This window comes from Chloracidobacterium sp., assembly GCA_016711345.1.
Classification (GTDB): domain Bacteria; phylum Acidobacteriota; class Blastocatellia; order Pyrinomonadales; family Pyrinomonadaceae; genus OLB17.
This window is the reverse complement of sequence record JADJTD010000001.1, coordinates 885,836-912,654: the sequence shown is the minus strand read 5'-3', so window position 1 is coordinate 912,654 and position 26,819 is coordinate 885,836. Positions and strand designations below refer to the sequence as shown.

Annotated in this window: 19 protein-coding genes; 14 read left to right on the top strand and 5 right to left on the bottom strand. The window is 49.3% G+C overall.

Annotated features, from left to right (window positions below):
- Window positions 1-5: 5 nt before the first annotated feature.
- Entirely contained in the window at window positions 6-3,740 is a 3,735-nt protein-coding gene (locus IPL32_03735) for an ADP-ribosylglycohydrolase family protein (protein ID MBK8464920.1), read from the top strand.
- 6 nt (window positions 3,741-3,746) lie between these two features.
- Here IPL32_03735 and IPL32_03730 read toward each other — a convergent pair whose 3' ends face one another.
- The 5 genes from IPL32_03730 to IPL32_03710 form a co-directional block, all read right to left on the bottom strand.
- Window positions 3,747-5,603 carry a DUF262 domain-containing protein gene (locus tag IPL32_03730; protein MBK8464919.1) on the bottom strand — a complete coding sequence of 619 codons (1,857 nt, stop codon included), beginning with the start codon at window positions 5,601-5,603 and terminating at the stop codon, window positions 3,747-3,749.
- A 206-nt stretch (window positions 5,604-5,809) separates the two neighbouring features.
- Complete coding sequence (locus tag IPL32_03725; protein ID MBK8464918.1) at window positions 5,810-6,331, bottom strand: DUF1810 domain-containing protein; 522 nt, start codon at window positions 6,329-6,331, stop codon at window positions 5,810-5,812.
- Between the two features lie 430 nt (window positions 6,332-6,761).
- Window positions 6,762-7,211: a hypothetical protein gene (locus IPL32_03720; protein ID MBK8464917.1), complete on the bottom strand. Its 450-nt coding sequence runs from the start codon at window positions 7,209-7,211 to the stop codon at window positions 6,762-6,764.
- The gene (locus IPL32_03715; GenBank protein MBK8464916.1) at window positions 7,208-7,426 is read right to left on the bottom strand and encodes a hypothetical protein; all 219 of its coding nucleotides are present in this window, start codon (window positions 7,424-7,426) and stop codon (window positions 7,208-7,210) included. The genes IPL32_03720 and IPL32_03715 overlap by 4 nt, the downstream gene beginning before the upstream one ends.
- 137 nt (window positions 7,427-7,563) lie before the next feature.
- Window positions 7,564-8,175, bottom strand: a complete 612-nt coding sequence (locus IPL32_03710) for a thermonuclease family protein (GenBank protein MBK8464915.1) — start codon at window positions 8,173-8,175, stop codon at window positions 7,564-7,566.
- Window positions 8,176-8,587: 412 nt separating this feature from the next.
- Here IPL32_03710 and IPL32_03705 point away from each other — a divergent pair, with 412 nt between their 5' ends.
- The 13 genes from IPL32_03705 (at window position 8,588) to IPL32_03645 (ending at window position 26,809) form a co-directional block, all read left to right on the top strand.
- Window positions 8,588-9,937, top strand: coding sequence for a hypothetical protein (locus tag IPL32_03705; protein MBK8464914.1), 1,350 nt, complete (start codon window positions 8,588-8,590; stop codon window positions 9,935-9,937).
- Between the two features lie 39 nt (window positions 9,938-9,976).
- Window positions 9,977-10,453, top strand: a complete 477-nt coding sequence (locus IPL32_03700) for a hypothetical protein (GenBank protein MBK8464913.1) — start codon at window positions 9,977-9,979, stop codon at window positions 10,451-10,453.
- Window positions 10,454-10,479: 26 nt separating this feature from the next.
- Window positions 10,480-12,009 carry a hypothetical protein gene (locus tag IPL32_03695; GenBank protein ID MBK8464912.1) on the top strand — a complete coding sequence of 510 codons (1,530 nt, stop codon included), beginning with the start codon at window positions 10,480-10,482 and terminating at the stop codon, window positions 12,007-12,009.
- A gap of 17 nt (window positions 12,010-12,026) precedes the next feature.
- Entirely contained in the window at window positions 12,027-15,191 is a 3,165-nt protein-coding gene (locus tag IPL32_03690) for a hypothetical protein (GenBank protein ID MBK8464911.1), read from the top strand.
- Window positions 15,192-15,235: 44 nt separating this feature from the next.
- Window positions 15,236-16,081: a hypothetical protein gene (locus IPL32_03685; protein ID MBK8464910.1), complete on the top strand. Its 846-nt coding sequence runs from the start codon at window positions 15,236-15,238 to the stop codon at window positions 16,079-16,081.
- 14 nt (window positions 16,082-16,095) lie between these two features.
- Window positions 16,096-17,910: a MotA/TolQ/ExbB proton channel family protein gene (locus IPL32_03680; GenBank protein MBK8464909.1), complete on the top strand. Its 1,815-nt coding sequence runs from the start codon at window positions 16,096-16,098 to the stop codon at window positions 17,908-17,910.
- Window positions 17,903-18,598 (top strand): OmpA family protein, encoded by a 696-nt coding sequence (locus IPL32_03675; GenBank protein MBK8464908.1) that lies wholly within the window; start codon window positions 17,903-17,905, stop codon window positions 18,596-18,598. Before IPL32_03680 ends, IPL32_03675 begins: the two co-directional genes overlap by 8 nt.
- A gap of 70 nt (window positions 18,599-18,668) precedes the next feature.
- Window positions 18,669-19,079, top strand: a complete 411-nt coding sequence (locus tag IPL32_03670; protein MBK8464907.1) for a hypothetical protein — start codon at window positions 18,669-18,671, stop codon at window positions 19,077-19,079.
- Window positions 19,080-19,618: 539 nt separating this feature from the next.
- The gene (locus IPL32_03665) at window positions 19,619-20,746 is read left to right on the top strand and encodes a hypothetical protein (GenBank protein MBK8464906.1); all 1,128 of its coding nucleotides are present in this window, start codon (window positions 19,619-19,621) and stop codon (window positions 20,744-20,746) included.
- Between the two features lie 15 nt (window positions 20,747-20,761).
- Complete coding sequence (locus tag IPL32_03660) at window positions 20,762-21,733, top strand: hypothetical protein (protein MBK8464905.1); 972 nt, start codon at window positions 20,762-20,764, stop codon at window positions 21,731-21,733.
- A 194-nt stretch (window positions 21,734-21,927) separates the two neighbouring features.
- Window positions 21,928-22,338 carry a hypothetical protein gene (locus IPL32_03655; GenBank protein MBK8464904.1) on the top strand — a complete coding sequence of 137 codons (411 nt, stop codon included), beginning with the start codon at window positions 21,928-21,930 and terminating at the stop codon, window positions 22,336-22,338.
- Window positions 22,339-22,914: 576 nt separating this feature from the next.
- A complete protein-coding gene (locus IPL32_03650; protein ID MBK8464903.1) occupies window positions 22,915-23,622 on the top strand; it encodes a serine/threonine-protein phosphatase in 708 nt (235 codons plus the stop codon).
- A gap of 4 nt (window positions 23,623-23,626) precedes the next feature.
- Complete coding sequence (locus IPL32_03645) at window positions 23,627-26,809, top strand: hypothetical protein (GenBank protein MBK8464902.1); 3,183 nt, start codon at window positions 23,627-23,629, stop codon at window positions 26,807-26,809.
- Window positions 26,810-26,819 lie beyond the last annotated feature (10 nt).

Here is a 26,819-nt window from a genome sequence, read left to right as displayed (position 1 = left end):
CTATTATGAAAAAACCTTCAGTTGATGAATGCGTGCAGGGTTTTGAACGAATCCTGGATAAGATCAATCCTCAGCAGATGACAATGCTCAGGGCTCACTACTATTCAGGCGGGCATGCCGTGACTATGCGTGAACTTGCGACGGCGGCGGGTTACGATGATTACAAGGTGGCGAACCTACAGTACGGAAGTCTTGCAAAACGCCTCTACAAGGCGATCGGTTATCCCGCACCAAAATCGCCGCGAAGCGGGAAAGAATACTGGATCCTGGGGCTTGGGGAATTCATTGACCGGCGGGAACTTGGGCTCGAAATGCACTGTGTAATGCGGCTGGAGATCGCGGGGGCTCTGGAACGGTTGAGGATCGTCGAACCTCGGGGAATATTAGATGATGGCGTGCCGGATAAGTCAGATGATATGACGATGGTGGAGGACGAAACAGAGGTCTCTTCGCGTGCAGCGGAGCCCACAACCCAGAAAGCGAAAACGTCAGAAACCCATCCCATACTTCCACCCGAAGGCATGGAAGACTCCAAAATTGAAAAGTACGAGCCGCACCGGATCAGAGTCGATTTCCTTCGCAGCCGCGAAATTCCACTCCTGAATCGGTTGGGAATCACCTTTGCGCCGGGAACGTCGCTTCTCAAAGAGAGTGAGTTTGACCGGTTACAGATAGGGGATTTAGCCGAGGAAGGTGACATCAATTTGATTCGACTTCAGGTCCCGGCCGACGCCTCTGTGCCGGAGTCGATGAGCGACCTTATTTCGATGGCGGCGAAGTTCGAGGAGGCGCTGAGGCACGGCGAGGTCGTCATAGTCCACTGCAAGGACAAACCGGAGTTCGCGGGGCTAACGGCTGCGTGCATCGCTATCGCGGCAACTGATGCGGAGATTTCTGCCAGCGGGGCCATCAAGCTCGTGCGCGATGCGAGGCCGGGAGCCGTCGAGAGTCCTGAACACGAAGAGTTCGTTGCAGAGTTTGAAAAAGAATGGCGCGAGGTGATGGCCGAACGAGGCGACCATTATCTGCTCTACTGGCAGGAGCGCAGCGTCCAGGAACACGCATCGAATGACTTGCCGCTTGATGTCATTGCGAGTAATCAGCTGGTGAATGTGGTTCCTGGCGACACCATTTGGATCGTGACACTGACGCAAGAAAGGGGGTTGGTACTCGCAGGGCGTCTAGGCGTTGGCGAAGTTGTCGAATACGAGGAAGCGATCCGTCGCATGCCCGACGCCGGTCTATGGCAGGCCGAGTACTACGCATTCCCCGAGTCCGGGACCGAAGAGTATCTTCGGGAGATCGATATCCACCACCTCGCAGCTGATCTCCGATTCGATGGCGAGGATGATCGACTAAGACTGATCGACGGCAAGATCAATCCACAGCAGCTTCAGTCAATAAGAAAGCTTACTCGCCCGAGTGCCGGCATGCTTGAGGAGGCGTTCTATACGGTCGGACCTTTCGAAGTCGACGAACTGGAGCCTGAGGCAATGCTAAACGTAACGCGTCAGATGGTTGAGATGACGCCCGATGATCCGACCACCCAATACAATTTCGGCGTCGCCCTCGGACGTAACGAAATGTACGAGGACGAGATCAGGGCGTACGAACGAACATTGCATCTAGACCCCTCATATTTCGGGGCCCAATATAATCTCGGAAACGGGTTGATTAGACTTGGCCGTTACGAGGAAGCCGTCGAGGCTCTGAATAAGGCCATATTGATCAGCGGCGAATTTGCTCCCGCTTATTTCATGCTGGGGGTTGCGTATTTTGAATCAGGCCGCTTTAATGATGCGGTTGCGGCAACGCGACAGGGCTTGGAAATTGACGATGACGACGAGAGCGCATATTACAACATCGCATATTGGACATTCCTCCAAGGCGATTATCGGGGGGCGCTTGCCGTTTGTGATGATGTGATTGCTCGTTTTCCATTCTACACAAGCCCTCACGTTTTGAAAGGTATGTGTTTCAGGGAGCTGGGTGAGCTTGATAACGAAATTCAGTCGTACAAGGATGCCGTGAATATAAAGGTCGATGATGAAGGGGCGTTCCTCATTAATTTTACTGCCGTGTTCTTTCTTGGTGCCGCATGGGAACGTAAGATGACCGGCAGCGACGCGGGAATCGAGTATATTGAAGCTGACAACCATTTGGACCTTGAGGATCCGTCGCATCAGTTTTGCTGCGCCATGGGGCATCTTGCTCAGGGAGAAAGGGGATATGCGGACGGGTGGGTCGAAGGCTTGCGGACGTCAACTCCGGATCTCGCACGCCGCCTTGAGGCTGCCCTCGAATATGCGGAAATTGTGATATCAGAAACTCATCCGATACCGGTGGATATGTTGGGGGAAGCCCAGCCCGAAGAGTGGCCACAACAGGCTGATTTGGCAAGTGATGATCGACCAGTCGAACTCGAAGGAACAAAGTCCGTACGGAAGGGTCAGCCTCGAAAACAGATCCAAATAAATGTTGATGGTACGGAAATCACCGCGAAGCACAACCCTGACCTTTATTTTCAAGTACTTAGACTTCTTGTAGAGAGAGGCGCATTAGTCAACCTCGATCTCCCGATCTCTTCCGGGCGGAAACGCAATTTCTTATCGCGTACCCCGGTCCATAAAGACGGCAGCAATTTTCTGGCACCCGTAGAGTTTGGCGGGTATTACATGGAATCCCACAGCAGCCGAGAGAACGGTATAAAGATGTTACGGGCATTTCTTGAAAGCCTGGGGATCGGGAGTTTCGTTGTGGCCGACGAAGATAGCGGGAACGTGTCCGTCGTCGAATTCCAGATCCCAAGTTTTCGTGAACGCGTTCTCGGCAGTTTGTTAGGATTGGCCGTTTGCGATGCACTTGGCACAACAGCGGAATTCAAGCCGGCGGGCACGTTTCCCGAAATAACAACCATGATCGGCGGAGGACCGTTTGGCTTAAAGCCAGGCGAGTGGACTGACGACACGTCAATGGCCCTGTGTCTGGCCGAGAGCTTAATCGAAACGGGCGGATTCAATGCCACCGACCAAATGGATCGATATTTGAGGTGGAAGAATGAAGGATACCTGAGCAGCAATGGCGTGGCATTCGATATTGGTACGACGATCCGTGCTGCACTGGAAAAATATCAGCGTCAAACAGGTGAAAGTGATCCTTTTTGTGGCTCGGTAAGTCCGGCAGCCGCGGGAAATGGTTCGCTGATGCGTTTGGCACCCGTGCCGTTATTTTTCGCCAGTGATCCGCGTGAAGCGATCAGACTGTCGGCTGAGAGCTCCCGGACAACCCATGGTGCCAGGGAATGTATCGATGGTTGCCGTTATTTCGCAGGAGTCATAATTGGAGCCTTGCAGGGAAAGACGAAAGATGAAATTATGTCAGCGTCTTTCAGCCCCGTTTCTGGACTTTGGGAAGCGGAACCATTAAGTGAGCGAATCGCCGACATCGCAAACGGAGCGTTTAAGGGCCGAAAGCCGCCGCAAATCTCGAATATTGGCCAGGGTTATGTGGTCGTGTCCCTTCATGCTGCTCTCTGGGCGTTTTATCACACAAATAGTTTCCGGGAGGGAGCTCTAAAAGTGGTAAACCTCGGGTACGACTCGGACACCTACGGTGCGATCTACGGCCAGCTCGCAGGAGCCTACTATGGTCGTGCCGCTATACCCTCCGAGTGGCTCGCACAGCTCTCGAAGCTCGATGTCATCGAGCACCTAGCAAACACGCTAATTAGGACTAACTAACGCTCGTTATTTTTCTCGCGGCCCGGGATATGGCCATACCTCCTTTGCGATCTCGAACAGATGTCTTCCCCGTAATGCGATAGCGTCTTCGTTCCATTGAGTGACATCGCGTAAGAAGCCGTTAAGCCTGAGATCCGAGTTTTGCAGAATACTCTCGCTCTTTGCTTCGAACGGACCGTTGCTGACAGCGGAGTTCAGCTGCTGAACCAGCAAGGTCAGATTGCCGAAAGTATGAATTAGTTTGTTGCGCCTATCGACAAGTTTTTCCGGCGGAGTAGGTGTCGCACCAAACGCATGAGTCTCCGTTGGTGGCGGCCAATGGGCGTGCCAGCTTTGGGGCATAATGTGTTCCACAGTTAGTGATGAGTTAATGATTATGTTCTCGTTCATTTTGCTCCTCATGGAATACTCCATCGAACGGAGAAACAGCTCGACACGACGGGTTCCGAGGGCGTCATACACGGGCAAATTCATCCATCCGTTCTCAAAGTCTTCATCATCCGGCCAAACGCCCGCTTCACCCGTGAAACCCATGAGGAGGTCACGCAAGGTATCAATGCCTCCGCCGCTGATCTGCATTTCGCGCATTACCTGAAGAAAACCTTTGTTGTAGTTCTTTGTTCCTTTCGCGCAGATGAGCCGCCTTACGAGATATGATTCAAGATACTTGCCCGCGCTAATCAAATCGTTCTCGTCCATTTCGGCGTCTGTTAAAAGGTACAATAACAGCGGGTAGATGGTGCTGATATCGAGTACCGACAGTCTCGCTCCAAACCCCCCGAATACCGAGCCAGACTTTCGATCTGCAAGTTGAGAGTAAGCTACGGCGTAGCGGACAAGGTCCACCAATTCGTCTTCTATTGACGGGTATGGCGATTCGTTCTTTATCCAACCTTTATATTCCTCAAAGAGATGTCCTACGTTAACGTCTGAAGCCTTTTTCAGAGCAAGGAAGTGCTGCATGAACTGATCAATCCGCGGTCTTTTGAACCTCCCCTGTTTTTCTTCTTGCTGCCAGAAATCGTCCTCGAACTTCATCCAATACTGTTCATGGAGTCGGTCCTGATTCTCCTCATTTAGTTCTGCACGACGGAAAATAAAATTACGTAAAAGATCAGATGGGAGCAGCGGCTGCCCGCGAGCATTCAACGTCTCGAAAATAACCTGGGCATCGTCGTTATTCTCGAGCTCAATGGACACTACCTGCAGGTCCCGGTTGAGCGACTGGTGCAAAGCCGCGATGCGTTGTTCCGTTGTGTATTCGATCTCTGTATCGGCAATGTAAGCCTCGAGAACCGAGTCGAAATAAAAATAAGCCTCGACCATTTTTGGCCGCTCTTTCAATTTTCGCCGCTCATAAACAGCCGGGTACTTTTCTTCTAGCATTACGCGCGATTTTGACTCGAGAACGTTACAAAATTGTAGCTGGTCTGACTTCGTCGGCCAGATTTTGAATTGTTCCGTAAGCCGGCCTTCAAATTTGCGCGACTCGTCAATGAGACCCGTATTGAAAATATGGCTCTCTATATCATTGGCATATTGCGGAAAGTCGTATTTCGCTGCCAAATTGCGAAAAGCGGCCAAAAAAAGCTGCAGCGTTGTGAGACGTTGCTGACCATCTATAACTGTGTGGGCAGGAACCTGGTTGCCAAACGTTGAGATTTGTTCAAAGACCATTGCACCCATGAAATGTGGATACGAGTCCTTATGCTCCAAGCGATCCATCGTCTTAGAGAGAATATCTTCCCAAAGTGGTTCCCATTGCGTTTCTTTTGACCACACATACTGCCGTTGAAAAAGAGGCACGGTGTAGCGATGCTTGGTGTCGAAAAGTTCGTAGATTGAGCGAGGTATAGATTGCATTTAGTTTAATGGCATTGTTACTTAATAGTTAAGATTTTATGTGAAATCTAACTAATCTCCTACTCACATAAATACATCCCCGGGGGGTATCCAACGCGTGAGTCTTGATCGTCCGCTTATAGGACAAAATTGGACGAACCACTTTGGTGATCGCACAATTATGAACGCAATACAGGAAAACGGTTCCATCACTCTTGATGACCCCTTCAATTCGCCAGGCCTTTCAATATATCGATGGTACTTTCATCAGTCTTTCCTTGAAAATACTTAGCCAAAACCGAGCGAAATACGGAAGTTGGCTCTTTTGAAGTTGGCTGTGTTATGTAAGAGAAAAGAGTCATCGACGACCTGAGTTTCATGTCGTCAGGGTATCCGAATACATCCTCTGCGGATCCGTCTTTTATCGCAAGCGCCGCCTCCGAACATTCGATCAGGCGTGGCCCGAGCAGGGGATGATCGAGGTACCGGCGAGCTTCTTCTACAGACTTGATCGCAAAATGTTTCGATGTTTGACTCATCGCCAGACCATCTATTTGGGGGAATATGAACCACATCCAATGGGTTTTCTTTTGGCCGGATCGGAGTTCCGTCAGTACCGTCGCATACACCTTCTCTTGAGCGGTAACGAATCGTCTTATATCGTTGTCTCTTGCGTAGGACTCCAAATCTCTCCGAAGTTCTTCTATGCGGTAGGCCGTGTTTCGCGTCCTTTCCGCAATCTCATTCATGTTCCTGCGATCCGACTCTAAGATTTGGAGTAGCAAGCCTAAGTCGCCCATGAGTCGGGATTTGAATTCATCGTCCGCGCCGCCCAAAGCGGTCTTGATCTTGTCTTTGTTTTCTATCAGGAATTCACAGAGGTTAAGGTGTCTGCACAAGGCTTCGTGGACACTAGGCGAGAATCCCAATTCATACTTGTGGAGATCCTCAAGACTATTAATATCAAACAGCTGTTGAAGCTCCTCTAGTGGTCCCCAGAACTGATTCCAGAAACCAAACTTCGTTAACTCCATCTTGTGTTTTCCCCTTTCGTATTAAGATCGTGAACTAAAACAATGTAAAGAAGCATACTTTCCTAAGCGGCATAATTGCGAATTGAATCCAGCAGTTCATTGTCTGACAATTTGACGGACTCCAGTTTCGGTTTGCCTCAAATTCCTACATAATCCCCTTAAATTGATCAATAGATTGACCAATAATTTCTTTGGCATTGGTGCCTCCAGGGCTAACTACAACTCGGAAATCATATTCGCTCATGTTATTCATGAGTTTCCAAGATAAATATTCCTGATAGGAACCGAGATGTTGTGGCGACCCGCCTTTTAGGCTTATCAGCGGAGTTTCCGGCTCATACATCTCCATGAACTCAACGGCCCGATCCACTTCGGCAAAGTGGCTTGTGTGAGAAATAGGGTAACCGGGACAATTTTTGTAAGTAACAACACACCAAATGTGTTCAAATGGAGCTTGCTCGTGATAAATCGTTGTCCAAATTACACCATCACCGTCCGGCTTCTCGTCGACCTCGGCTTTGCATAGATAAAAGATGAAAAGCCGGTCGTCGAAATACTCTTGACCCTTAAAACTAATCATCGCTATGTCGCTCATTCCGGATATTCTCCTGTTCTGACAGCCGAAGCGGGATCGGGGACAACCGTGCAAATGCTAATATGTTTGATCATTTTGCCGTCTGTTTCGAGAAGAACGAGCCCGATTGGGACGCTGATATCGCCTTGAGCCATCAGGACACACGTCCAACCTTCCGCTCCGAACAGTTGGACCCGGTCGACCGGCTTGGCTGCCACAGTATCCAACCTCGACATAAACTTCCGAAGCTGCCAGGGTCTTCCGTATCGTTTCCATCTTGCCTTCCAGGTAATGAGATACAGCGGCCTTGCCAACCAGCGATTGCAGAACCATTTGTGTATCATAGACCACGTCGTCATGAGGTTGGTTCTTTTCACTCCTTGCCGCTGCATTTTCTGATTAAGCGGAACTCCCAGGGAGGCATTGGATTCGGTTGGATCCAAAGCCCTCTTTTTTCCTGTCGTGCCTTTTGTTCAGCGTCGGCATACAACACACGGTCTTCCGCAGTCTGTTCGCTTTCGTATTTCTTAAAATGCCATGCGAATCCGTCGGCGATAAGGGCAAGATTTGCATCCTGACCGTCAACCAGCACCTTGCCGACCAACCGGCCATATCGGTCAACTTTGTCGTGCAGCACGGTCACCTGCTTTCCAAAAACCAGTTCTGCCATTTTCTCCTTGGCCTTGTGACCAAAATCCTGGCAGATCTCCGGGGCGTCTATCCCGCTGAGCCGGATCTTGTGCTGAACCTTGTTTTCATCCAAAACCGTTATTGTGTCACCGTCATGGACCCCAACGACTCGTCCAACCAGTGTGCGAGCAGGGAGATCGGGGTCTTTCGGCTGTTGCCTGGGCTGTTCGTTTGGGTATGGAGAAGCGGGAATTTCCTTCGTCGGAGCCGGAGCCGAATTATTGACCCTTGTTCTCGGAATACAAGCGTTCGACAGCAGAAGGCAAATGAGCAGTATCAACAACTGGGGACGCATCATTGCACTCACGGACAATTCAAATCTTTGATTCATGATAAGTGTGGCAATGGAATAATCTGTTCGAAAATGTTCCGGCGGTGCTCCGCACGTTCCTTACGTTCCGGCGGCAGCCCTGTAACGGCCGAAACGACCACCGTATCGGAACGCCGGTGCTCATACCGTATTATTCGAAAACCGGCATTTCCATTCGGCTGGTCTATAAAGGGCTGCATTCCTTGACTGTGTGTAAACATTTTGTTAAGTTTGTTGGGCTTTCAATTGACTATAATCCGTTTGGTTTGAATGTCAAAAGTTGCCGTAATGGCTACTTGGCAGTTCGTTTTGACTCTCGCTCCGCGGATGTGCCCTTACGTTCGGTCGGATTCCAAATAGGAAAGCGATCGAACGTGATGGTTTTTGTGTATTTTTCATGAAAAACCACATTTTTCTCACAGGGATGATTTTAGCGTGCATCTGTTTTGCAGCTTCCTGCGGAAGTAAGGCAACTTGCGATCCGCCGCTGTTACTAGGCCCGGAAGAATCTATCTCTCCACCGAATCCAAATCTTCAAACGGACGTCTTTATCGACGCCACCTTATCGATGCAGGGTTATGCCGTCGACGGATCGCTGAGTTTTTACCAGCAGAGCATTCCCATGCTCGAGCGTGCGGTAATAAAAAATGGAGGCCAGATCAGTTTCCACAAATTCGGAACGGAGATAATCGATCTGCCGGGTCGCAGCTATGGCGATGCGGGGCAAAAGGCGTTTTACGCGGACGGTTCGATCAATAAGAAAACACTGATCGAAAAGGTGATCGATCGGGCCAATCCGGAGGCCCTCACCATCATCGTCACCGACCTTTTCCAGGAGCGGGCGGATATAAACCAGCTAAGCGAGAAGATCAAGAGCAAGTTCATTTCCAACAACCTGGCCGTCGGCATACTCGGGATCCGTAGTCAATATAACGGTAGGATCTTTGATGTGGGCACGAATAACTATTCGTTCGGCTACAGCAGCACCGGTGAATCAAAAACGTTTAGACCTTTCTATCTTCTGGCGCTCGGCACCCATTCCGATATTGCTCGTTATTTCGATACCCTCGTCGCGGTCGAAATGTCGGGGTTTCCGGATAAACAACAGGTCATTTTCTCAAAGTTTTTGACCGCCCAGCCGGCGACGTGGGCCAAATCGAAGATAACCGAAACAAAAGGCGTTAATGAGGTCAATGGGGTTCTAGTTTCCTCCCAGCGGGGCGAACTGTCATACAAGGAATTTAAGGTAAAGGGGAATCTTCCGGTTGGAACAATTTCGGCCGAGATCCCGTACAGGCCGCTCGCCAATACGGTTGCGTTCGAACATCTTCAGCCCAGCATAGAGGCTTTCACTTGCTCGTCTTCAGATAAGAAGGCGGGTAACGCGGATGCCGTGGGTCAGACGATCCCGAATCCTGCGATCGCTCCGGCTCTAAGGATCACCGGTGAACTGGTCAATAACGAAAAGATCGGATTAAAACTGGAGATCGAGGCGAAAAGATTGGATCCGAAGGCGATCTGCGGATATCATGTGATCCTCAGGCCGGCCAGCTATCTCATGCCGGCATGGATCGACGACTGGAACATGACGGGGGAACAGGTAGAAACGTGGCACCGCGATGCGGGGACCTTTGACGGGAGCAAAACTTATAATCTCGCGCCGTTTCTTCAAACCTTGTGGGAGACCAATCGACAGGTCAATAACCCGAAGGTCGCTGATTTTTATTGCTATTTCAGGAACGGTTAGGTCGGGTGTTGAAAGATTGAGTGCGAGAACATCCTAATTATGACTAAATATATCATCGGACTAATTTCGGCGGCAGTGTTTTTCTTGATCGGGTTCCTGCTGTTATGGGCCGAAACCTGGTACTTCGAGAACCAGCTGGACGTCAGCCCGTTTGCTGGGACAAGTCAGCAGGACTGGCTGCAAAACTTTAGTGATGTCGCATATTCGCAGCTCGGCACGGCTTTGGTTTTCACTTTGGCATGGCATTCGATCGGATATTGGTATTACAAGATAGACCGGTGGCAGAAGGCCGGGGGCCGTCTTGTATGGACCGCGTTGTTCGTATTCATGTTGATCGTGGTGGCGTCCATCGGATGGACCTACACGTATCCTACGCAGGATAGCGGAAAAGTCCTCGCGGTCGGGGCGTACTTGTTGAATGCGGTGTTTATATACTATGGATCGTCCTTTTTCTCTCCAACGACCGTCAAGTACGTTGCTCCGGGAGCCATGAGAGTCAATCGGATCTGGAGTTAGAAATTGATTTTTGAGGGCAATGAACTATGAGTTATTACGCAATAGGCATCGGCGGTACGGGTGCAAAATGCCTTGAATCCCTAATTCACCTCGCTGCGGCCGGACTAATGCCGGATGAGGAAGATCTTAATTTGCTATTCGTCGATCCTGACGGTGCGAACGGCAGCTTGGGAAGGGCCACTTCCCTTCTCAGCAACTACCGGGATTGCCGGGCTGGCCGGGTTGCTGGATTTGACCTCTTCAAGACGCCGATCAACCCTACGCTTAAGCAAGGCTCGACAGAACCCAATTCTGATATTTGGTCACCGCTTGAAAACGGAAAGCGTCAGCTCGATAATTTCTTCAATTCCAACTTGCTCAGTCCGGAAGCCGGACACCTTTTCAACCTCCTCTATAGTCCGGAAGAGCAAAAAACGAATCTTGAAGTCGGTTTTCGAGGCCGCCCGGCGATAGGCGCGGCCGTTATGGCCTCGGCGATCAATTTGGACAATGCGGAACCATGGAAAAGCATCAAGCAAAAGATGCAGGGCGAGGTCGGCAATGCTAAAAGTGTCAAGATAGTCCTTTTCGGTTCGATCTTCGGAGGAACCGGAGCAGCCGGTTTTCCGACAATCGCCAAGATAATTAAACTTTGGATTGAGAGTTTTCCGAATCCGCAGAAGGCACCGGTGAAACTTGGCGGTGTACTGCTTTTGCCCTATTTCTCATTTTCGCAGCCTATTGAAAATGGCATCGCGGCGAGCTCGGATGATTTTCTGCTAAGTTCTCAGGCTGCCCTTCAGTATTACCACCAGAAGGCGGATCTTGAGGTGTTTGACGAGACCTTCGTGCTTGGAAGTGAAGATCGCTTGCAGATGCGGAAATCAGAGATAGGCGGCCGGCTGCAGGAGAATGACCCGCATTTTGTCGAACTCTATGCAGCGCTTGCTGCCGTCGATTTTTTCAGTAACGTTAACGGCAATGGAGCTGCAGCTAACGGCAGTCGCTATAAGATGGTTGCTCGTTCCAAATCTGATGCATTAGGCTGGCATGATCTTCCGTCAAACGGCGACGAACTACAGGACAAGCTTATGAAGATGACCCGATTTGCATTCGCGTATTTGTCGCAGTACCACCCGATCTTAAAAGACATCTCAGAACACGGGCGGAGCTACAGGTCGCCGTGGTACATGAGTTTTTTTGAATTCAAGGATGTCCCGATCCGGGATGAGCTTGGCGGGCGGCTCCGATCAGTCAAGGAATACTGCGAGGCATTCCTGCTTTGGATTGCTCGGGTTGAATTTTCGATTTCGGGTAAACAAACAAAAGCTTCCAATCTCGTGGAGATCTCAACCTTCACCGCTGTAGAGAACGACGCCGCTGGCAGAGGGGATGTCACTCTCAAATCCGTTATTGATCCGAATGGCTTTGCCGCTATATCGCTCCCGAATATGCAATCTGACGCGGCTACTCTTTCGCACGTTTGGGAGTGTATGTGCGGAGCCCGTTCAAAAGGAAACAAAGAAAACGGGACCTGGCATTTTCTAAATGAGTTGTATCGTCAATGCGGGAACTGAGCAGTTAGGAGACCATTATGCCGGAACCACTTTTACCTGAACTTACGACAACAGCAACAGTTACGTCATTTGACTCGCCAGGCGAGTGGGATGTCCGTTCGGCAAAAGATCTGGACGATCTTCGAAGGGGTCTTAAAGTGACTCCGGCCCGGATACATATCAACTCGATCCCTGATATCTGGGCTCGCCCGTTGCTTTTCCAGATGTCGTTGTTCGACAGTTCGCATCCAATGCATGAACGAACCTTGGGGGAATGGCGAGGGCTCTTGGCGATCCTGGCCTTGAAAGCCGTCAAGAACCTTAACAATCTTTCCTTAAAACCTATCCATATTGCAGCCAGTGCCAACCCGGATGTCAATACCGCTTTTCTGGATGCGGCTTCAAAGCTGATGCCGGACACCGCCTTGAGTCCCGACACTTCCTGGGAAAATTCATATATCGTTCTTTTTCATGACGGGTTTCATGACAGGCCTATCGGGATGACGTCGCCCACGACCCTGGTGTATACGTCAACGCATTATTTCAACCACATAACGGGCGTTCAGTGGTTCAACACCGAGCATTTAGAAGATCCAATGAGTCACCTGAACGTAATTGAGCGACCTGCGCTCGCTTCCTGGCTCTCAAATCTATTATTGAATCTACATTCCCTGAAGGGTAATCCCGGGACCAACAGCAACATTCTGGACAGCCTGACAGGGCTCGTACGATCGTTTCACGATGATCTGGCTGCCGCGGCGACTACGTTCGTTCCGGCAGCACCAGGGTTCAATATTTCCCCGGATCACGGGATATTTTCGTTTCTTGGGTATCCCTCGGCCGCCGCGCAGGCTCCGCCGTCCCCCGTGCGATTGATCCCTTCTCCCGGCCGCACTGCCGACCCGCCGATACTCATTGTCGATAAGGAGATCCCAGGGCAATGGGGTGTGCAGCCCAATCAGATCCAGGTCGGCACGAAGACGCTTAGCGATCTTACACCCGCCGGACATCCTGACGGCGTTCACACTCAGTTCGCGGGAATAAATATTCCCGATGCCGAAGTTTGGAATGCGAAGGAGTTTTTTACCGAACGCATTACACTCTTCAGGGTGCCAAATGCGTTTCCAGGCACGAAGGGGGAAAGCTGGGTAAATGATCAACGCCCAACCGATCTCTCTTTAATTCTGCCGATACGGGAAAAGCTTCTGAATTATCTAGACCCCGAAGATCTCTTAGGGCGACTGCAATTTGAACGGACAACAGATGGGGGCCTTCGTGCCACGCTCACGCTGTCACTTGGGGACGACCAGACAAGCCGGCCCTTCATTGTGACCAAGGAATATCTTCCCGCAGATCTTGAATATCTTGACGAAGTCCCGGTCATCGAGGTCTTTCCAAATTTCAGGGTCGCAAACTGGAACTCGTACTTTGTCGCGTATTCGGCTGACGGCGTAGGCGACAGTTTCAAGATCAGGCCATTGGCAAAGACAGGAACGCCAAACAGTGCTGTTGTGCCGACGGACCTTACGAATTCGCTGCAGTGCGTTTGGCAGATGAACCAGTACCCTGAGGCCCTTGTCTGCCAGTCCGGCGACAACGACATCGGCGTCCTGTTTTTGGATGACCCGATCACACCGCGGGCTCAGCCGACCACTTTTACCGTCGGGGTGGATTTTGGAGCCTCGGGAACGACTGTCTATTACAGTTCTGGCGGCACTAATGCCACGCCGTTAACGATCAGAAATCACAAGCTGACAGTGACCAATCTTAGTGATGTTCAGAAAGCGAAAACCCTTGACTTTTTCCTGCCTCCGGAAAATCGAGATGTGCCATTTCTGAGTCTCTTCAAACAGTTTAGGAATGACCCGGGTTTGAATGATATCGAGCCGATGCTCGAAGGTCATATTCACTATTACACCTTTGACTCGGGTTCCGATCTGAATCGGCCAGACATTTACGCCGATCTGAAATGGTCGGACGATCCTCAGAGCAAGCTTAGAGTCAAAGCCCTGCTGACCCAGATCTGTCTTCAAACCACGGTCGAATTGGCCTCTCAGGGGGCTTCAGGCATAGACTGGAATTTCTCATTTCCTACGGCATTTTCAATTGACAAAACAAATAATTTCTCGACGATCTGGAATCAGATAGTCGAGCGCTGCGCGGAACTTACGGGGATCACATTCCAACCTCCGGGCAAGCTTACGGAAAGCGTTGCCGCGGCTAATTACTTTCGTGAAAAACAGGCAGCGGCGACCGCATTAAGCGCTGTTTTTATTGATATCGGAAGCAGCACCTCCGACGTTTCGGTCTGGCAAAAAGACAAATTGCTCTGGCAGATCTCGCTGCGGCTGGCGGGCCGCGATATTTTCTTGAACTATCTCAGGAACCATCCGCAGATCTTTGGAATGTTTGGGATCAATACAGACAAGCTTGATCGGATCAGTGCGAATGGCGATGACGCCAAGTTGTGGGCGGAGACGGACGCGTTGCTACAGAACAGAAGCGAGGAAATGTTTGATGCATTGCCGCTGCAATCAGCGAGTCCGGAGATCAAACAGCTGCGACAACATCTCGCACTTGGCTTGTCGGGGCTCTTCTATTACATCGGCTTGGGGTTGAAACATCTCATCGACAAAGATCTGTTTACGGAACAGCTTCCGGGCATCTATGTTGGCGGAAATGGATCGAGAATGTTTCGATGGTTGTGCGACGGTAATATGCAAGTCGATCAGACGGCTGCGAGTTTGTTTGAGACTATTTTCAGACGGGCGCTCGGAACCGACCCGGGCGGTACGTTCAGTTTGGAACTCAGCAAGCTACCGAAGCAGGAGGCAGCATTCGGACTCGTCAGTTCGAGTATTTTGAGAGACGGCGTCGGATACAATACGGATGTCGTTGCCGGTGAGAATTTCGTTCGGGACGGCCAGGAATTCACCTGGGACACGGTCATAAGCGAGGACTTCTTTACGACCCCTGTCGGCCCATCCCACGATCTCGGGCGGCTTGCAGATTTTGTCGGAACATTTAACGAGTTCGCGGCACAAAACCGGGGGTTTGCTGAGCCGGTCGCCTGGGATCAAACCATAGTTGACCGCCTCCGCGGCAATGTAGCGACGGATCTCAATAACATTGTAAGTCGAGGCCTTGTTGACGTGGAACCGGTATTCATTATCGCCGTCCGTAATCTATTAGCCAAAATGTGAAGGGTGGGGTGATCCTTTTAGCCCGTCTCGCAGGACAAATATTAATGGAAGAACTCGAACACGATTTTTTACTATATTTGCTGGTTGCGGGGGGGATTCTAGTCGGGGGAATCATTGTTGCGTTTGGCGGCTGGCGGTTGTGGCCGCGGTTTAAGCCCCGTCGTCCGGCAAAGCCAGACTTTCGACCTGTTAGTCCGGCTCCAATCCCCCATCGACCTATTCCCAAGCCCGAGACAATATCGCAGATCGATAATGTTCTTACTTTGATCGAAAGAGACTTGTGGGATGCGGGATCGATACCGACCCAATCGAAACATGGCGAGGAAATATTGGAACGCATCTTAGCGCGGCTTAATCAGATAAGACTGAAGACCTCCCGTTCTTTGAACCGTGAATTCAAATCGCCGCCTGCGTTTGGTGAGTTGATTGTTACGCCAAGTTGGTCGCCGAGTTCCGTTCAGAATACTCCTAGCCCGCCAGTACCCACATTCGCCGAGGAATTTGTCGAGATGTATAACCGGGCCCGCGAGAATAAGGAGGAGCGAAACTTATTTTGGGGCAAGTTTCATGTCATTCAGATCGGGAACAGGAACGCTTCGGATCAACGCCTGGGGCGAACGACGGAAGCCGATTTCCGGAGGACGGATGTAGGAGATTTTCTCGCGGTACAAAACGCCGAGGCCGGGACTTATCTTGTTGTCCCGCATTTTACCCTTGTGATCGACGATACCAGTTATCGGTACGGCGGTGTCGCGGCGGCTTTTGAATGCGACTTTACGCCGGGGGCGTCTCATCAGCAGTTTCAAGTTTTTACGCCAGCGGAATTCGCAAACGTTGGGGATACCTGGATACCGAAAAACCCCGGTAAATTGTCCCTTAGAGACTATTAGTGTGGTCTTAACTTATGGATTTGTTCACTTATCTTTATCCAACCGAAAATGTTGCCCAACTGGTCGTAGCTACTCAGGTCATATGCTTCTGTCTCTGGGTGTTAGCACTTGGTTTCTTTATGCTCCGCGACCTTCGGCTCAGGGGGCAGGTTGAAGGATTTGATGTGAGCATTCGCGATGACTCCGGATCCGCCGATTCTAAAGATGCTCCGCAGTTTCTGTCGAACGTAGGAGGTAAGGACGGAGCCCGTCCGTCGAAAGTCCCATCTAATCGAGTTATTGTTCAGCATTTGGCTGCGCTTAGGGACTCGGGTCAAAGCAGCAGACAATTAGATGTCTCAGGACTGATACGAAATTCAAGCAACCGGCTTACTTCAAATCGAGGATGGATGAGATCGGTACTCTCGCTATTCATAGTATTGGGTCTGCTCGGAACACTTTGGGGACTCGCGAGCAGTCTCAGTCATCTTTCCACATTGTCGCCCGGCCAATCTCAAATCACGAACGAGAATCTGGCTCAGGGGCTAAATGTTCTCCTCAGCAAACTAGGAGGTGCCTTCGCACCAAGTATCTGGGGCGTGTTTTTCACAATCGTCGGGGTCATTCTTTTTTCAATTTATCTGCGGGCTGCAAGTATCCCGCTCATCAATTCGCTCGAGAGAAGAACTTTGATCCGTTGGGCACCCTTGCTCGCCGCTAAAAAGATCGACGAGTCGAAGTTGATGCAGGAGAACATCAAAGCGGCGCAGGAAATCGGCGTCGCTGCCTCGACCATAAGTTACAACGTTAGTCAGTTGGTCACAACCTTTAACGAAAATTTACCGGCCCTCGTCAGCAATCTGACTCAGAGCGTCAGTGAGATCAGCGAAAAATTGAGCAACGACGCGACCGAACTTGCAGATGACGTCAAGAGAGCAAGCAAGACACTAAAAGCTCTCACCGTCGCTTCCGAAAATCTGAACGAATTTTCTCAGACATTCAAAGACAGCGTCGAAAAACTGTATCCTTTCTCGGATGCTGCCGAATTGCGGGGGCTATATGAAGAACTGTTAGGTCGATCAAAAATCCTACTTGACAGCAATGAGGAATTTCAGCAGCGAGTACACGATCAGCTCGCAGAAAACGTCCAGCAAAAGGTTCTGCTTATTGATGCCGTAAATCTTTTCAAGGATCGCGTGACCGAGGCTTCAAGTTCCATCAAGGATGAAATGGGCGGCACGGCCGAGGCGGCGAAAGACGCATTTGGACGCCTGAGCACGCAGAATGAAGATGTCATCAAGGAACTGGTAAATCAGATCGGCACCCCGGTTGCGGAGGCTCTTACACCGATTCCGGCTGCACTTGGGGGTATAGAAAAAGAGATCAAACGGATCAACGCCCCGCTTGAAGGCGTTAAGGACAGTATGGAGAAATCCTCGTATCAGATCGTGAAGCATGCGGACGACAGTCTCACGCAGATGGGGGACAAATTGCAGGCTCAAGTTGAGAATCTGGAGGTATTGTCGGGAAGCATTGATAACCTCGCCCCAAAGATCGAGGAGCTGACGAATAAAATTGATGGATTTAGCAGCAAGACCGATAAGACGGGTGAAAGAATTGACCGGTTTAGCGTTCAAAGCGAAAAGTTCGGCGGCACTGTGGTCGAATTTGGAAGGAAGGCCGACGAGGTTATAAGGGCAGTTTCCACCGGAAATGGGAGACGGGCAACTGGTAATCGCAGCCCGGGTGAGGTCACCATCGCGGAGACATCGAAGAATGGACCACGTAAGTTAGGATTATGGCAGTGGTTCAAGGGCAAACTGCCCGGGGGCAAATCAAATAATGGATAGCGAAAACTCATTCGACTTCAATGTTTGGACGTCGTTTGCCGACCTTATGCTGGCGCTCGTCCTGGTATTGTGCTTGCTCTTGTTCCTCGTTACGGTGGCAATCTCGCTCGGCACCGTGAATCTAAAGGAAGTCGAAGTCAACCAGAAGAAAATGGTCGACTCAATCGCGCAAAGGTTCAACGCCGTCCCTGAAAAACTGTTGGGTGGGGATTTTGGGATATCGACTGTTCACAATGGGATCAATGACATCCGGATCCACGACGATTTGAATTCGCAGACGATTACTTTTAGTGACAAGCTTCTTTTCCGCCCGGACGAAACGGCTGTGAATCAGAACGGCCAGACGGTTCTTGACACCGTGGGGGCCACGGTCCGGGCTCAGCTACCCATGATAAAAGAGATCCAGATCCAAGGGCACGCGGACACGATGCGAACTGCTAGATTTCACTCAAACACCGAACTTGCAGCAATGCGGGCGATTGCGGTCTTTGAGTATTTACAGAACAAAGTGGGGATAGACCCGGCTTCAAATCTGATGTCGGCCACCACGTTTGGCGAGTTCAAATCGGTCCAACGCGGACGAGAGAGTGCGAACTATGATCTCGACAGGCTCCTCAAAGACAACGGGAACGAAGCATTGAGAGGGCTTAACCGAAGAATCGAAGTGGTGCTCATCTATAAACGGTGATTCGCCTCGCATATTAACCGGCCTACGCGCAAAGAATGTAACTCACGGAGTTCGCCACAGGAGAAAAAGAATGGAATACGAAGTGCCGTACGACAAAATGGACTCGAACATTGTGGAGTTGGTAAAAGCTCTGAATTCATTTGACGGTATCTACACTATTGACAGTTGTGGCGGACATCAAAACAACAAACACTATCAACTTCCGGCCGGGAGTTGGGAGGTGTCATTTAAGCTCCGGCCTGCCAGACAGTATTCCCCATCCGTCAATGCCTGGTTAACACTGGAGCTACTGGTTTACACGTTTTGCAAATGCTATTCTCCGGACAAGGGTCATGTGCGAATAACTACCTTTTCCCCATCACCGCAGCACAATTTCAGTGGTCCCGGCAATAGTATTTCGTTTGCGCTCGAAGGAACGGATGCGGATCCGGACGATGTGGCTTTATATCTCCATGCCTTGAAAGAGGAGTACTTCGATTAGCGCAGTTAGCGCCCACTTTGGCAAGCTGCGTTCTCCTTGACATCGACTAATTTTGATTTACCAATAAGCCATCGTACTTTAGAAATGAATGCTTTCCGCTCCTTTCGCGATAGCTCTGAGAGCTCAAAACAATAATCTATTTCACCCTCTTTGCCCCAATGAACTACCGTCTTTTTGAGTTGCTTACCCTGGGCCTTCTCATATTTTGTGATGAAGTCATCCAATTTCCGCTTTGCATCCCGATCGATTCCGCAACAGATACTGGTGAATGATAAAACCAGTCTCCGTGTTTGATTTTCCGCCTGTGTTTGACCACTAACAAAACACGAAAGACTTAATAGGCCGAACAAGAGAGCTATGACGCGCACTAAGCATCTTGTTTCTTTGAGTAGCTTTGAATTGAACATCTATCTAAGATCGTTGTTTAGGTGCTGGTTTTAATGGTTGACTGCTAAGCGGCTATTCTTCTGTGTCCTAGAGTGTGATCCTACAACTAATTCGGGTGATAATCTAATCTAAAACTGACCCTGTTTCTTGCTATGAACGAACCCGGAAAACTGACCAGAGATGAGCTCTACCAGATGGTTTGGGACAGGCCAACGGTTCAGGTCTCAGCTGAACTTGGAATCTCGGACGTAATGGTCGGCAAGATCTGCAAGCGGATGAATGTTCCCAAACCACCTCTAGGGTATTGGCGAAGGAGGGAAACCGGCAAAAGTGTAAAAAATACCCCACTGCCTGCTGCTACTGACCGGACCATCTCAACGGTATATCTCAATCGTACGGTTGATACCTCCGCTGACGCGATCCCTCCTGAAATCCGGACGCTCATCGAACGAGAGCATCTCGCGGAAAACCAAGTTCAAATATCTCCCGTTCTGGAGAATGCACATCCCCTTGTCGAAAGAGCCGGTCTTTACTTTCAAACGGTCGATCATTCTCAGAAAGAAGCTGTCAGTCTTCCGCAAAGAGAGGGTTACCTGAACATCTCAGTTTCTGCACCTCTGGTCGACCGGGCCTTGCGAATAATGGATGCGTTGATCAAATCTTTGGAGCATCGAGGCTATGAGGTTTTGGTGGCGGAAGATCCTTGGCGGGGCGAAGCGACACGCATAAGGAAGAAAGGAGAGGAGATCGAGATCGCACTTTATGAACAGATCAACAACGTTCGCCGGGAACTGACCCCGGACGAGAAGAAGAAACCACCTTACTTGATATTGGACCTACTTGAGGCCTGTCCGACCGGAAAGCTCACCGTCAAGATCCGTTCACGGTATTCCAACTATGAGGTATGGCGAGACAGAAAAGGTCTTGCTCTTGAGGATCGCCTAAATGAGGTGATGACGGGCGTGATATTGATGCTCGAGCCTTTAGTTTTAGACGCGCGGCGAAAGGCGGACGCTGAAGAGCGCCGCCGGGAGTTTATTCGTAAGCAAGAGGAAGAAAAAACCAGACGGGAAAAACTCGAGAAAGATGCGGCCCGATGGGCGGCGTGCGATAACATGCGAAATTATTTGAAAGCGTACCGGGCTCGGCTGATCGAGAAACACGGCCGGATTATTGAAGGAAGCGATGAGGCAGCATGGCTTAAGTGGGCCGAGAACTATGTCGACAGCGTCGATCCTTTACGTAGTATCACCGGCGGCCAGGATGCCCCCCCTTATTAAGGACGATAGCCAAACATGAAGAAATCTAGACAGACACCGATCGAACAGCGACGAGGCCAGATCGAAAAGGAAATTGAAAAAGTCCAGAAACTGATTCAAATGAAGACCGTCCGTGACTTTAAGACCGAGGACGCCTTTGGAGACTGGCAGCAGCGACAGGCCAATAAGATCTTTGAACTCAATGAAGAGCTAATAATCCTTGAACGCCCTGAAGAATACAACGAGATTCCGCTGGCGGTTGCAGCCGAAGAACTTGGAATTACGCTCAATGAGATCCTGGAAGTTGTTAAGATAGGACTTATTGAGCTCAGCGCTGAAGGTCTGTTTGCGGCGTCCGCCCGGATTACGCGTGACGAACTCGGGCGAGCGATCGAAGTGGGGGCCGAGGAGCTTTTGCGGGTTGCCACCCAAGAGGAGGAGGAAGTATTCGCCGACGGGCTTGAATTTCTCCGAGCCGGCGACGTTGCGGCCGCTGAGCGATGTCTTGATCGGATATACGGCTTTCGCGGCTACAGCAAGCCGTACGACATTTGCTACGAGTTGGGCGTGGAATTAATATCGGGCAGATTTGACGAAGTTGTGTCTAGTCTTGGCTATATCGGCAAACAAGAAATTGGTGAAGTCGCGGCGATCATTCCCGCATTGAAGGCCGTCATCGAGTCAGTGCCCGTCACGGATAAGGTTACGGCGATATTTGTTGAAAGAATTCTCGCCTTTGTTGATGGCAAAAAACAGAAACCTTTTGATCGCACGTTTTATACTTACGAAGCAACCGAGTGTTTTTCGACCATGAATGAAAATCAACGACACGCAATGTTCATTTCGAACGTCGTTTTTGAAGCGATCCGTAAATATAAATTCACAAAAGAGATGGAAAAAATCAGTGGTTGGCGGTCCGAGGTCAAAAGAGAAGAGTTCGAGCGAGTGATTCGAAATGCAGTCTATACGGCGCTTGAAGCCGAGGCGACTTATCATGAATCGCCTTAAAGCAAACTGTTTGTTGACAAATTTGTCGAACTCTTTCCAAAACGCTGGATCGCGGCGGAGCATATCGAATTTCTGCCAAAGACATCGAGCCAGAAAAAGGATGATACTAGTTGGTGATGCGACAAATCAGGCAAGATCGGTAATCATAAATCTGAATCGGCGGGTGGAAACTCGAAGTCAAGAGGAGAAAAAGAATGGGATATGAAATTCCGTACGATGAAATGGACTCTAACATCGTGGGTTTGGTAAAAGCTCTGAGTGCGTTTGAAGGTATCTACACTATCGACAGTTGCGGTGGCCACCAAAACAACAAACATTATCAACTCCCGGCCGGGAGTTGGGAGGTGTCATTTAAGCTCCGGCCTGCCAGACAGTATTCTCCGTCCGTCAATGCCTGGTTAACACTGGAGCTACTGGTTTACACGTTTTGCAAATGCTATTCTCCGGACAAGGGGCATGTGCGAATAACTACCTTTTCCCCATCACCGCAGCACAACTTCAGTGGTCCCGGCAATAGTATTTCGTTTGCGCTCGAAGGAACGGATGCGGATCCGGACGATGTGGCTTTATATCTCCGCGAATTGAAAAAGGAATACTTTCGGTAATCCGCGGCCCTAGGGTTGGTAATCGAGTGGGGAGAGCCTCAAATCCGGACATGTGTATCGGTAGCTGATACTAATCGCGGAATGTACACCTGCTTTATTGTTGCTTTGAAGCCATTTTCTTCTCCTTGCGTCTGGTACGTTCTTGAGAAAAAGCACCTCTAGTCCCAAATGTCAGATAAAAACCCACATTTGTCTTTGTAAAGATCGCACACAACACCACTTTCCGAACCAAACGAGCCCAAGCCGCTTCTGGGGCCTATCCTTGGCCTGGGACATTGCCCAAAAGCCAAGACTTTGTAGGCTAGTCTTTTCGAGTTGATAATGGCGTGAGGTTGTTCGTCGTTCTCCCTCAGATTCCGCAACATCTGACATCTTGTATTGTGTACTTAAATGTCTTTACAATTGACTGTTTATTCGGTTATACTTTCTCGCTTACCAGAAAACTTAAATAGAGACGGAACAGTCTAAGTCGTTATTCGATAAAGGCTTCTTCCGAATTTTTGAGTATGCATTTGGTTTGGCGGCGCTACATCAGGCGGGCCAGGAATTCGGATTTGTGTTCTTAGGACATCAACCATGAAATTTGAAATTTCTGGAATCACCAACATGGGCACGGTAAGAACCTCCAATGAGGATAGGATTCTCGTCAACGGTCGTCTCCTGAGTGAAGGGGAGGTGCACTTCGTCGATCAGGATAGCTGCCGCACCTTTGTTGCCGATGGAGTCGGTGGAAATCGGGCAGGTGAGGTTGCCGCAAATTATGTGCTGGAAAAGATGAATTTGATCCCCGATCTTTGCGAAGCGAATTTTGAGCCATACCTATTAAGGATCAATAAGGACTTTATTTCAATGACCAAAGCGACTGTCAGTCTTGCAGGGGCGGCAACAACTCTCACGGGCCTGATGATCGATGCAAACGGATTTCTCGTGATTCATTGCGGTGACTCGCAGTTATGGCTTTTTAGAAATGAAATGTTCTTTAAGGTAACGAAAGACCAAGTCTTTGACGAATATCAGGAGAATAGTCCGATAACCAGTTTTTTTGGTGGGACGAACGACAATTTAAAATTCGACAAACAGGTTTTTATCGATGGTACGGTCGTTGGAGATGTTTTTCTTATTTGTTCGGACGGTCTCTTTAAGTCGCTAAACAAAGAGTCGGTTAAGTCGATCATAAAGGGCGAGGCCGATAGTCAGACTAAAGCACGAGTATTGATCCAGAATTGTTTGGTCAACGGGGCTGAGGACAATGTGAGTCTCGTTGTGATCAGGAGGATTGACTAACATTATGGCTGAAAACGATTTTGACAAGACAGCAACCTATGCTTCTGCGCAAGACGATAAGACTGGAACATACGATTCTCATTCAAATATTTCGGACACGTACGCTTATGCCGAATTGAGGGAGAGGGAGTTCAAATCAAGGGCCCACGGAATTGCGATCGGAGACAGTATCAGCTTGCGAGGGCAGGATTATGTGATTCGAGGCATAATCTCGGAGGGAACAGGGGAAGCCGTGATCTACAAGATCGAGGATTCAGAAGGAACGATCTTGGCTCTCAAGTTATATTTCGAGTTTGCAAATCCCAAAGAAGAGCCTAATTATGAAACGCTAAAAGAAATCATTGGCATTAACGACCCCGATATTTTAAGGCTTTATGATTTTGGGGCCAGATATGAGCATGAAAAATTCAGAGGCAAATACTGCTACGAAATCTCGCAGTTCGCCGTCGGCGGCGATCTCTTCGCCGTGGAAGACTTCGGTGCGAAATATACTCCCCAGTTTATCGAAAATGTCATCATCAAAGAACTTTTTAAGGGTATAAAAACACTACATGGACACAAGATCTGGCATTGTGACCTAAAGCCCGCCAATATATTTTACATTGATCGGGATCAGACGGATATTGTAATCGGCGATTACGGGTCCGCAAAATACGTTGGTGTTTCTCCGGATTCTGGGAAACTCAACGAAGATCGAGCGATCAGAAAGACATCAACCGTAAAGGGGACTGAAGTATATTTGTCCCCGGAACAAGGTAGGGGGATCGTATCCGAAAAAAATGACTTCTATTCGTTCGGGATGATCCTACTGCAGCTTCTCTACCCTGAATGGTTGTGTGAGGGCTCGGATCCTCGAAGGATCGACAAAAACAAATTCGAACGAATCAGTGAACATCAATTCGACTCGAAGCCACTTATCCAGTTTGACGACCGTTTTGGTCGGATGAACACCTTAATTCAGGGGCTGACGCTCGTCTACAACAAAAACCGTTGGGGACAGGAGGAAGTAGAGAGGTGGCTCAAGGGTGAAGAAGTGCCCGTCAAATATGGTGGAACGGACGCAGCTCCCGTTCAAACGGTTAAGCTCGGTTACGCGGAAATTAGAACCGAAAAGGATCTTATAAAGATTATCGAGACTAATTCTGATTGGTATAAAGATTTGTTTGAGGACGAAGCAACGTACAGGACGGTTAGGATATGGTTGGATTCCTACAAAGACATACCGACACGGAAGGAGGTCGAGAACCTCGTTAGTTTTTATCAACTTCACGGAACACTCTTCGTCAGGGAGGCGCTACTTCGGTACTTCGAACCTGAGAGGCCGGTCAGAATAGATATGGACTCGTTTCTGATTGTTGGGTCTCCTAATGTCAAGAAGGAGGTTGACTCTTTCCTGTCAAAGCTGGATGAAATCTGGAAGATTACCAAACCTGAAACACTTCGGTTTTATCTTTTCCAATTGGAATTTTCGTTGCGGCAACGCGAGGCTGCCAGTCTTGACGAAACTAAAATAGTCGTAAGTTCTCTAATAGAAAAGCTCTATGCAGTTTTTGGGATGGCACAACAGCCATTCTCGAACTTCAGAACCGAGTTATTCAGACAAATCGATCCGGATGATGAAGATGCAACTTTTCGTCGTCTGGTCGACTTGTTTTATGCATTCAATCCCGTGAGGAATTTCAGGGATTCGCAAAATCAACAGATTGACTCTCTTGCCGATTTAGGGCTTCTCTATTGCAGAAGTGAGTCGGCGTTTTCGAACAAGCAACTCAACATAGAGCGATTGAAGTTTCTCGAGAAGATCGGCCGAAATGACTTACAGAAACTCAAATACGTTCCTTTCGTTTTCGAAATCTTCAAGGACAACGCGGAGTCGCACATCGAGTTGATGGACATCACATTCGATGTCAAACGCAACTATCGCGTTAGCTATAAATTCTATAAATCCTTGAAGAATTTCCTTTCACACAACGGTATTACGAACGATTTCACGTCACGTTCGGACTCGTTTGAGGTTTATTATTTTAGAAGAGGACTCTTTAAGAGTTTTGAGTCGGTTGCGGACAATTTTATTCAATCGGTATGTGATAAACACAATATTCGAAAACTCAGTCCAAATAATGAGTCCCAAATCAAAGTAGAGTTTATTAAGCAATCGCGAAAGCGGTTTGTGTATTTGCGTATTGATCGCTCCAAGGGTAAATCGGGAAAGATGGAGAAACTTCAGGCAGACCTGGAAACTGCGGACAAGAAGGTTCATTGGCGGCCGGCTGCCCTAATTAGCGTCTTCGCGACGATCGGCTTTTCGCTTCTATACGTTTTGCTAGCTTTCTACGCGGGCTGGATCGTCTGGGACACCAATACAAGATACCTGACGTTTAATAGTCCCGTTCGCTTGGATGGGACCAATTACAATAAAGGGGATTTCTTGAAAGTGCTTTCGCAAAATGAGTTCTTCGACTGTCTGGAGATTCGGTCCGTAGAAAAGTGCTTTCCAACCCAGAGTTTGATCAATCAGAAAGTAAATCAGCACTCGACGCCAATCGAGACACTGGGAAAATTCGATTACGAGTTTAAGACGCCTAGGGACGTCTTTAAAGTTACAAAATCCTTTTGGTTGAAAAACAACAAAGGTAACAGAGTGAATTTTGCCCCCGGCGATATCGTTAATATTAGAATCGACAATAATTCGTGGTGTTTCAATTTCGGAGCGAAGGGGGGCGACAGTTGCTATTCGCCGGATTCTAAGTTCCACGACAAGGAAACCTTTGTTGGGACATTCAGGGATCACGGAAGCGCGATTAAAGATTATCGTGGCAGAAACCTATTTACATTCAATCGAAGCGTCACTTTAGACGGAACAAACTTTACCCAAGGTAGTTCTTGGCCTGACGCTTCGAGCGGCTCACCATGGGTTTACTGTGTAGACTCGAAAGGCCGAAAGTGCTTTCCTACGAAGAATGGGATAGACCGTCTGAAACAAACTGATGTGCCGGTTGTGGCGAATTCAGGGACCATTGACACTCGCAAATCCGATTTTAGCATTAGGGCCGCGATTGTACTCTCACTTTTTGTAGGGTTATCCGGGTTTATCGGAGCGCTTCCCGCTGCGAAGAAGTTCAAGCTCTTTTTGTTTCGAGAGCGAATCGGAACGGCAAAATTTATAAACATGGCCCCGAAAGAATGAACATTTATCC

Bases quoted from the DNA above. Each gene is read 5' to 3' on its own strand.
- IPL32_03685 (MBK8464910.1), top strand. From the start codon at position 15,236: ATGGAAGAACTCGAACACGATTTTTTACTATATTTGCTGGTTGCGGGG.
- IPL32_03645 (MBK8464902.1), top strand. From the start codon at position 23,627: ATGGCTGAAAACGATTTTGACAAGACAGCAACCTATGCTTCTGCGCAA.
- IPL32_03665 (MBK8464906.1), top strand. From the start codon at position 19,619: ATGAACGAACCCGGAAAACTGACCAGAGATGAGCTCTACCAGATGGTT.
- IPL32_03650 (MBK8464903.1), top strand. From the start codon at position 22,915: ATGAAATTTGAAATTTCTGGAATCACCAACATGGGCACGGTAAGAACC.
- IPL32_03710 (MBK8464915.1), bottom strand. From the start codon at position 8,175: ATGCGTCCCCAGTTGTTGATACTGCTCATTTGCCTTCTGCTGTCGAAC.
- IPL32_03695 (MBK8464912.1), top strand. From the start codon at position 10,480: ATGAGTTATTACGCAATAGGCATCGGCGGTACGGGTGCAAAATGCCTT.
- IPL32_03660 (MBK8464905.1), top strand. From the start codon at position 20,762: ATGAAGAAATCTAGACAGACACCGATCGAACAGCGACGAGGCCAGATC.
- IPL32_03720 (MBK8464917.1), bottom strand. From the start codon at position 7,211: ATGAGCGACATAGCGATGATTAGTTTTAAGGGTCAAGAGTATTTCGAC.
- IPL32_03680 (MBK8464909.1), top strand. From the start codon at position 16,096: ATGGATTTGTTCACTTATCTTTATCCAACCGAAAATGTTGCCCAACTG.
- IPL32_03735 (MBK8464920.1), top strand. From the start codon at position 6: ATGAAAAAACCTTCAGTTGATGAATGCGTGCAGGGTTTTGAACGAATC.
- IPL32_03675 (MBK8464908.1), top strand. From the start codon at position 17,903: ATGGATAGCGAAAACTCATTCGACTTCAATGTTTGGACGTCGTTTGCC.
- IPL32_03715 (MBK8464916.1), bottom strand. From the start codon at position 7,426: ATGTCGAGGTTGGATACTGTGGCAGCCAAGCCGGTCGACCGGGTCCAA.
- IPL32_03700 (MBK8464913.1), top strand. From the start codon at position 9,977: ATGACTAAATATATCATCGGACTAATTTCGGCGGCAGTGTTTTTCTTG.
- IPL32_03670 (MBK8464907.1), top strand. From the start codon at position 18,669: ATGGAATACGAAGTGCCGTACGACAAAATGGACTCGAACATTGTGGAG.
- IPL32_03705 (MBK8464914.1), top strand. From the start codon at position 8,588: ATGAAAAACCACATTTTTCTCACAGGGATGATTTTAGCGTGCATCTGT.
- IPL32_03730 (MBK8464919.1), bottom strand. From the start codon at position 5,603: ATGCAATCTATACCTCGCTCAATCTACGAACTTTTCGACACCAAGCAT.
- IPL32_03655 (MBK8464904.1), top strand. From the start codon at position 21,928: ATGGGATATGAAATTCCGTACGATGAAATGGACTCTAACATCGTGGGT.
- IPL32_03725 (MBK8464918.1), bottom strand. From the start codon at position 6,331: ATGAATGAGATTGCGGAAAGGACGCGAAACACGGCCTACCGCATAGAA.
- IPL32_03690 (MBK8464911.1), top strand. From the start codon at position 12,027: ATGCCGGAACCACTTTTACCTGAACTTACGACAACAGCAACAGTTACG.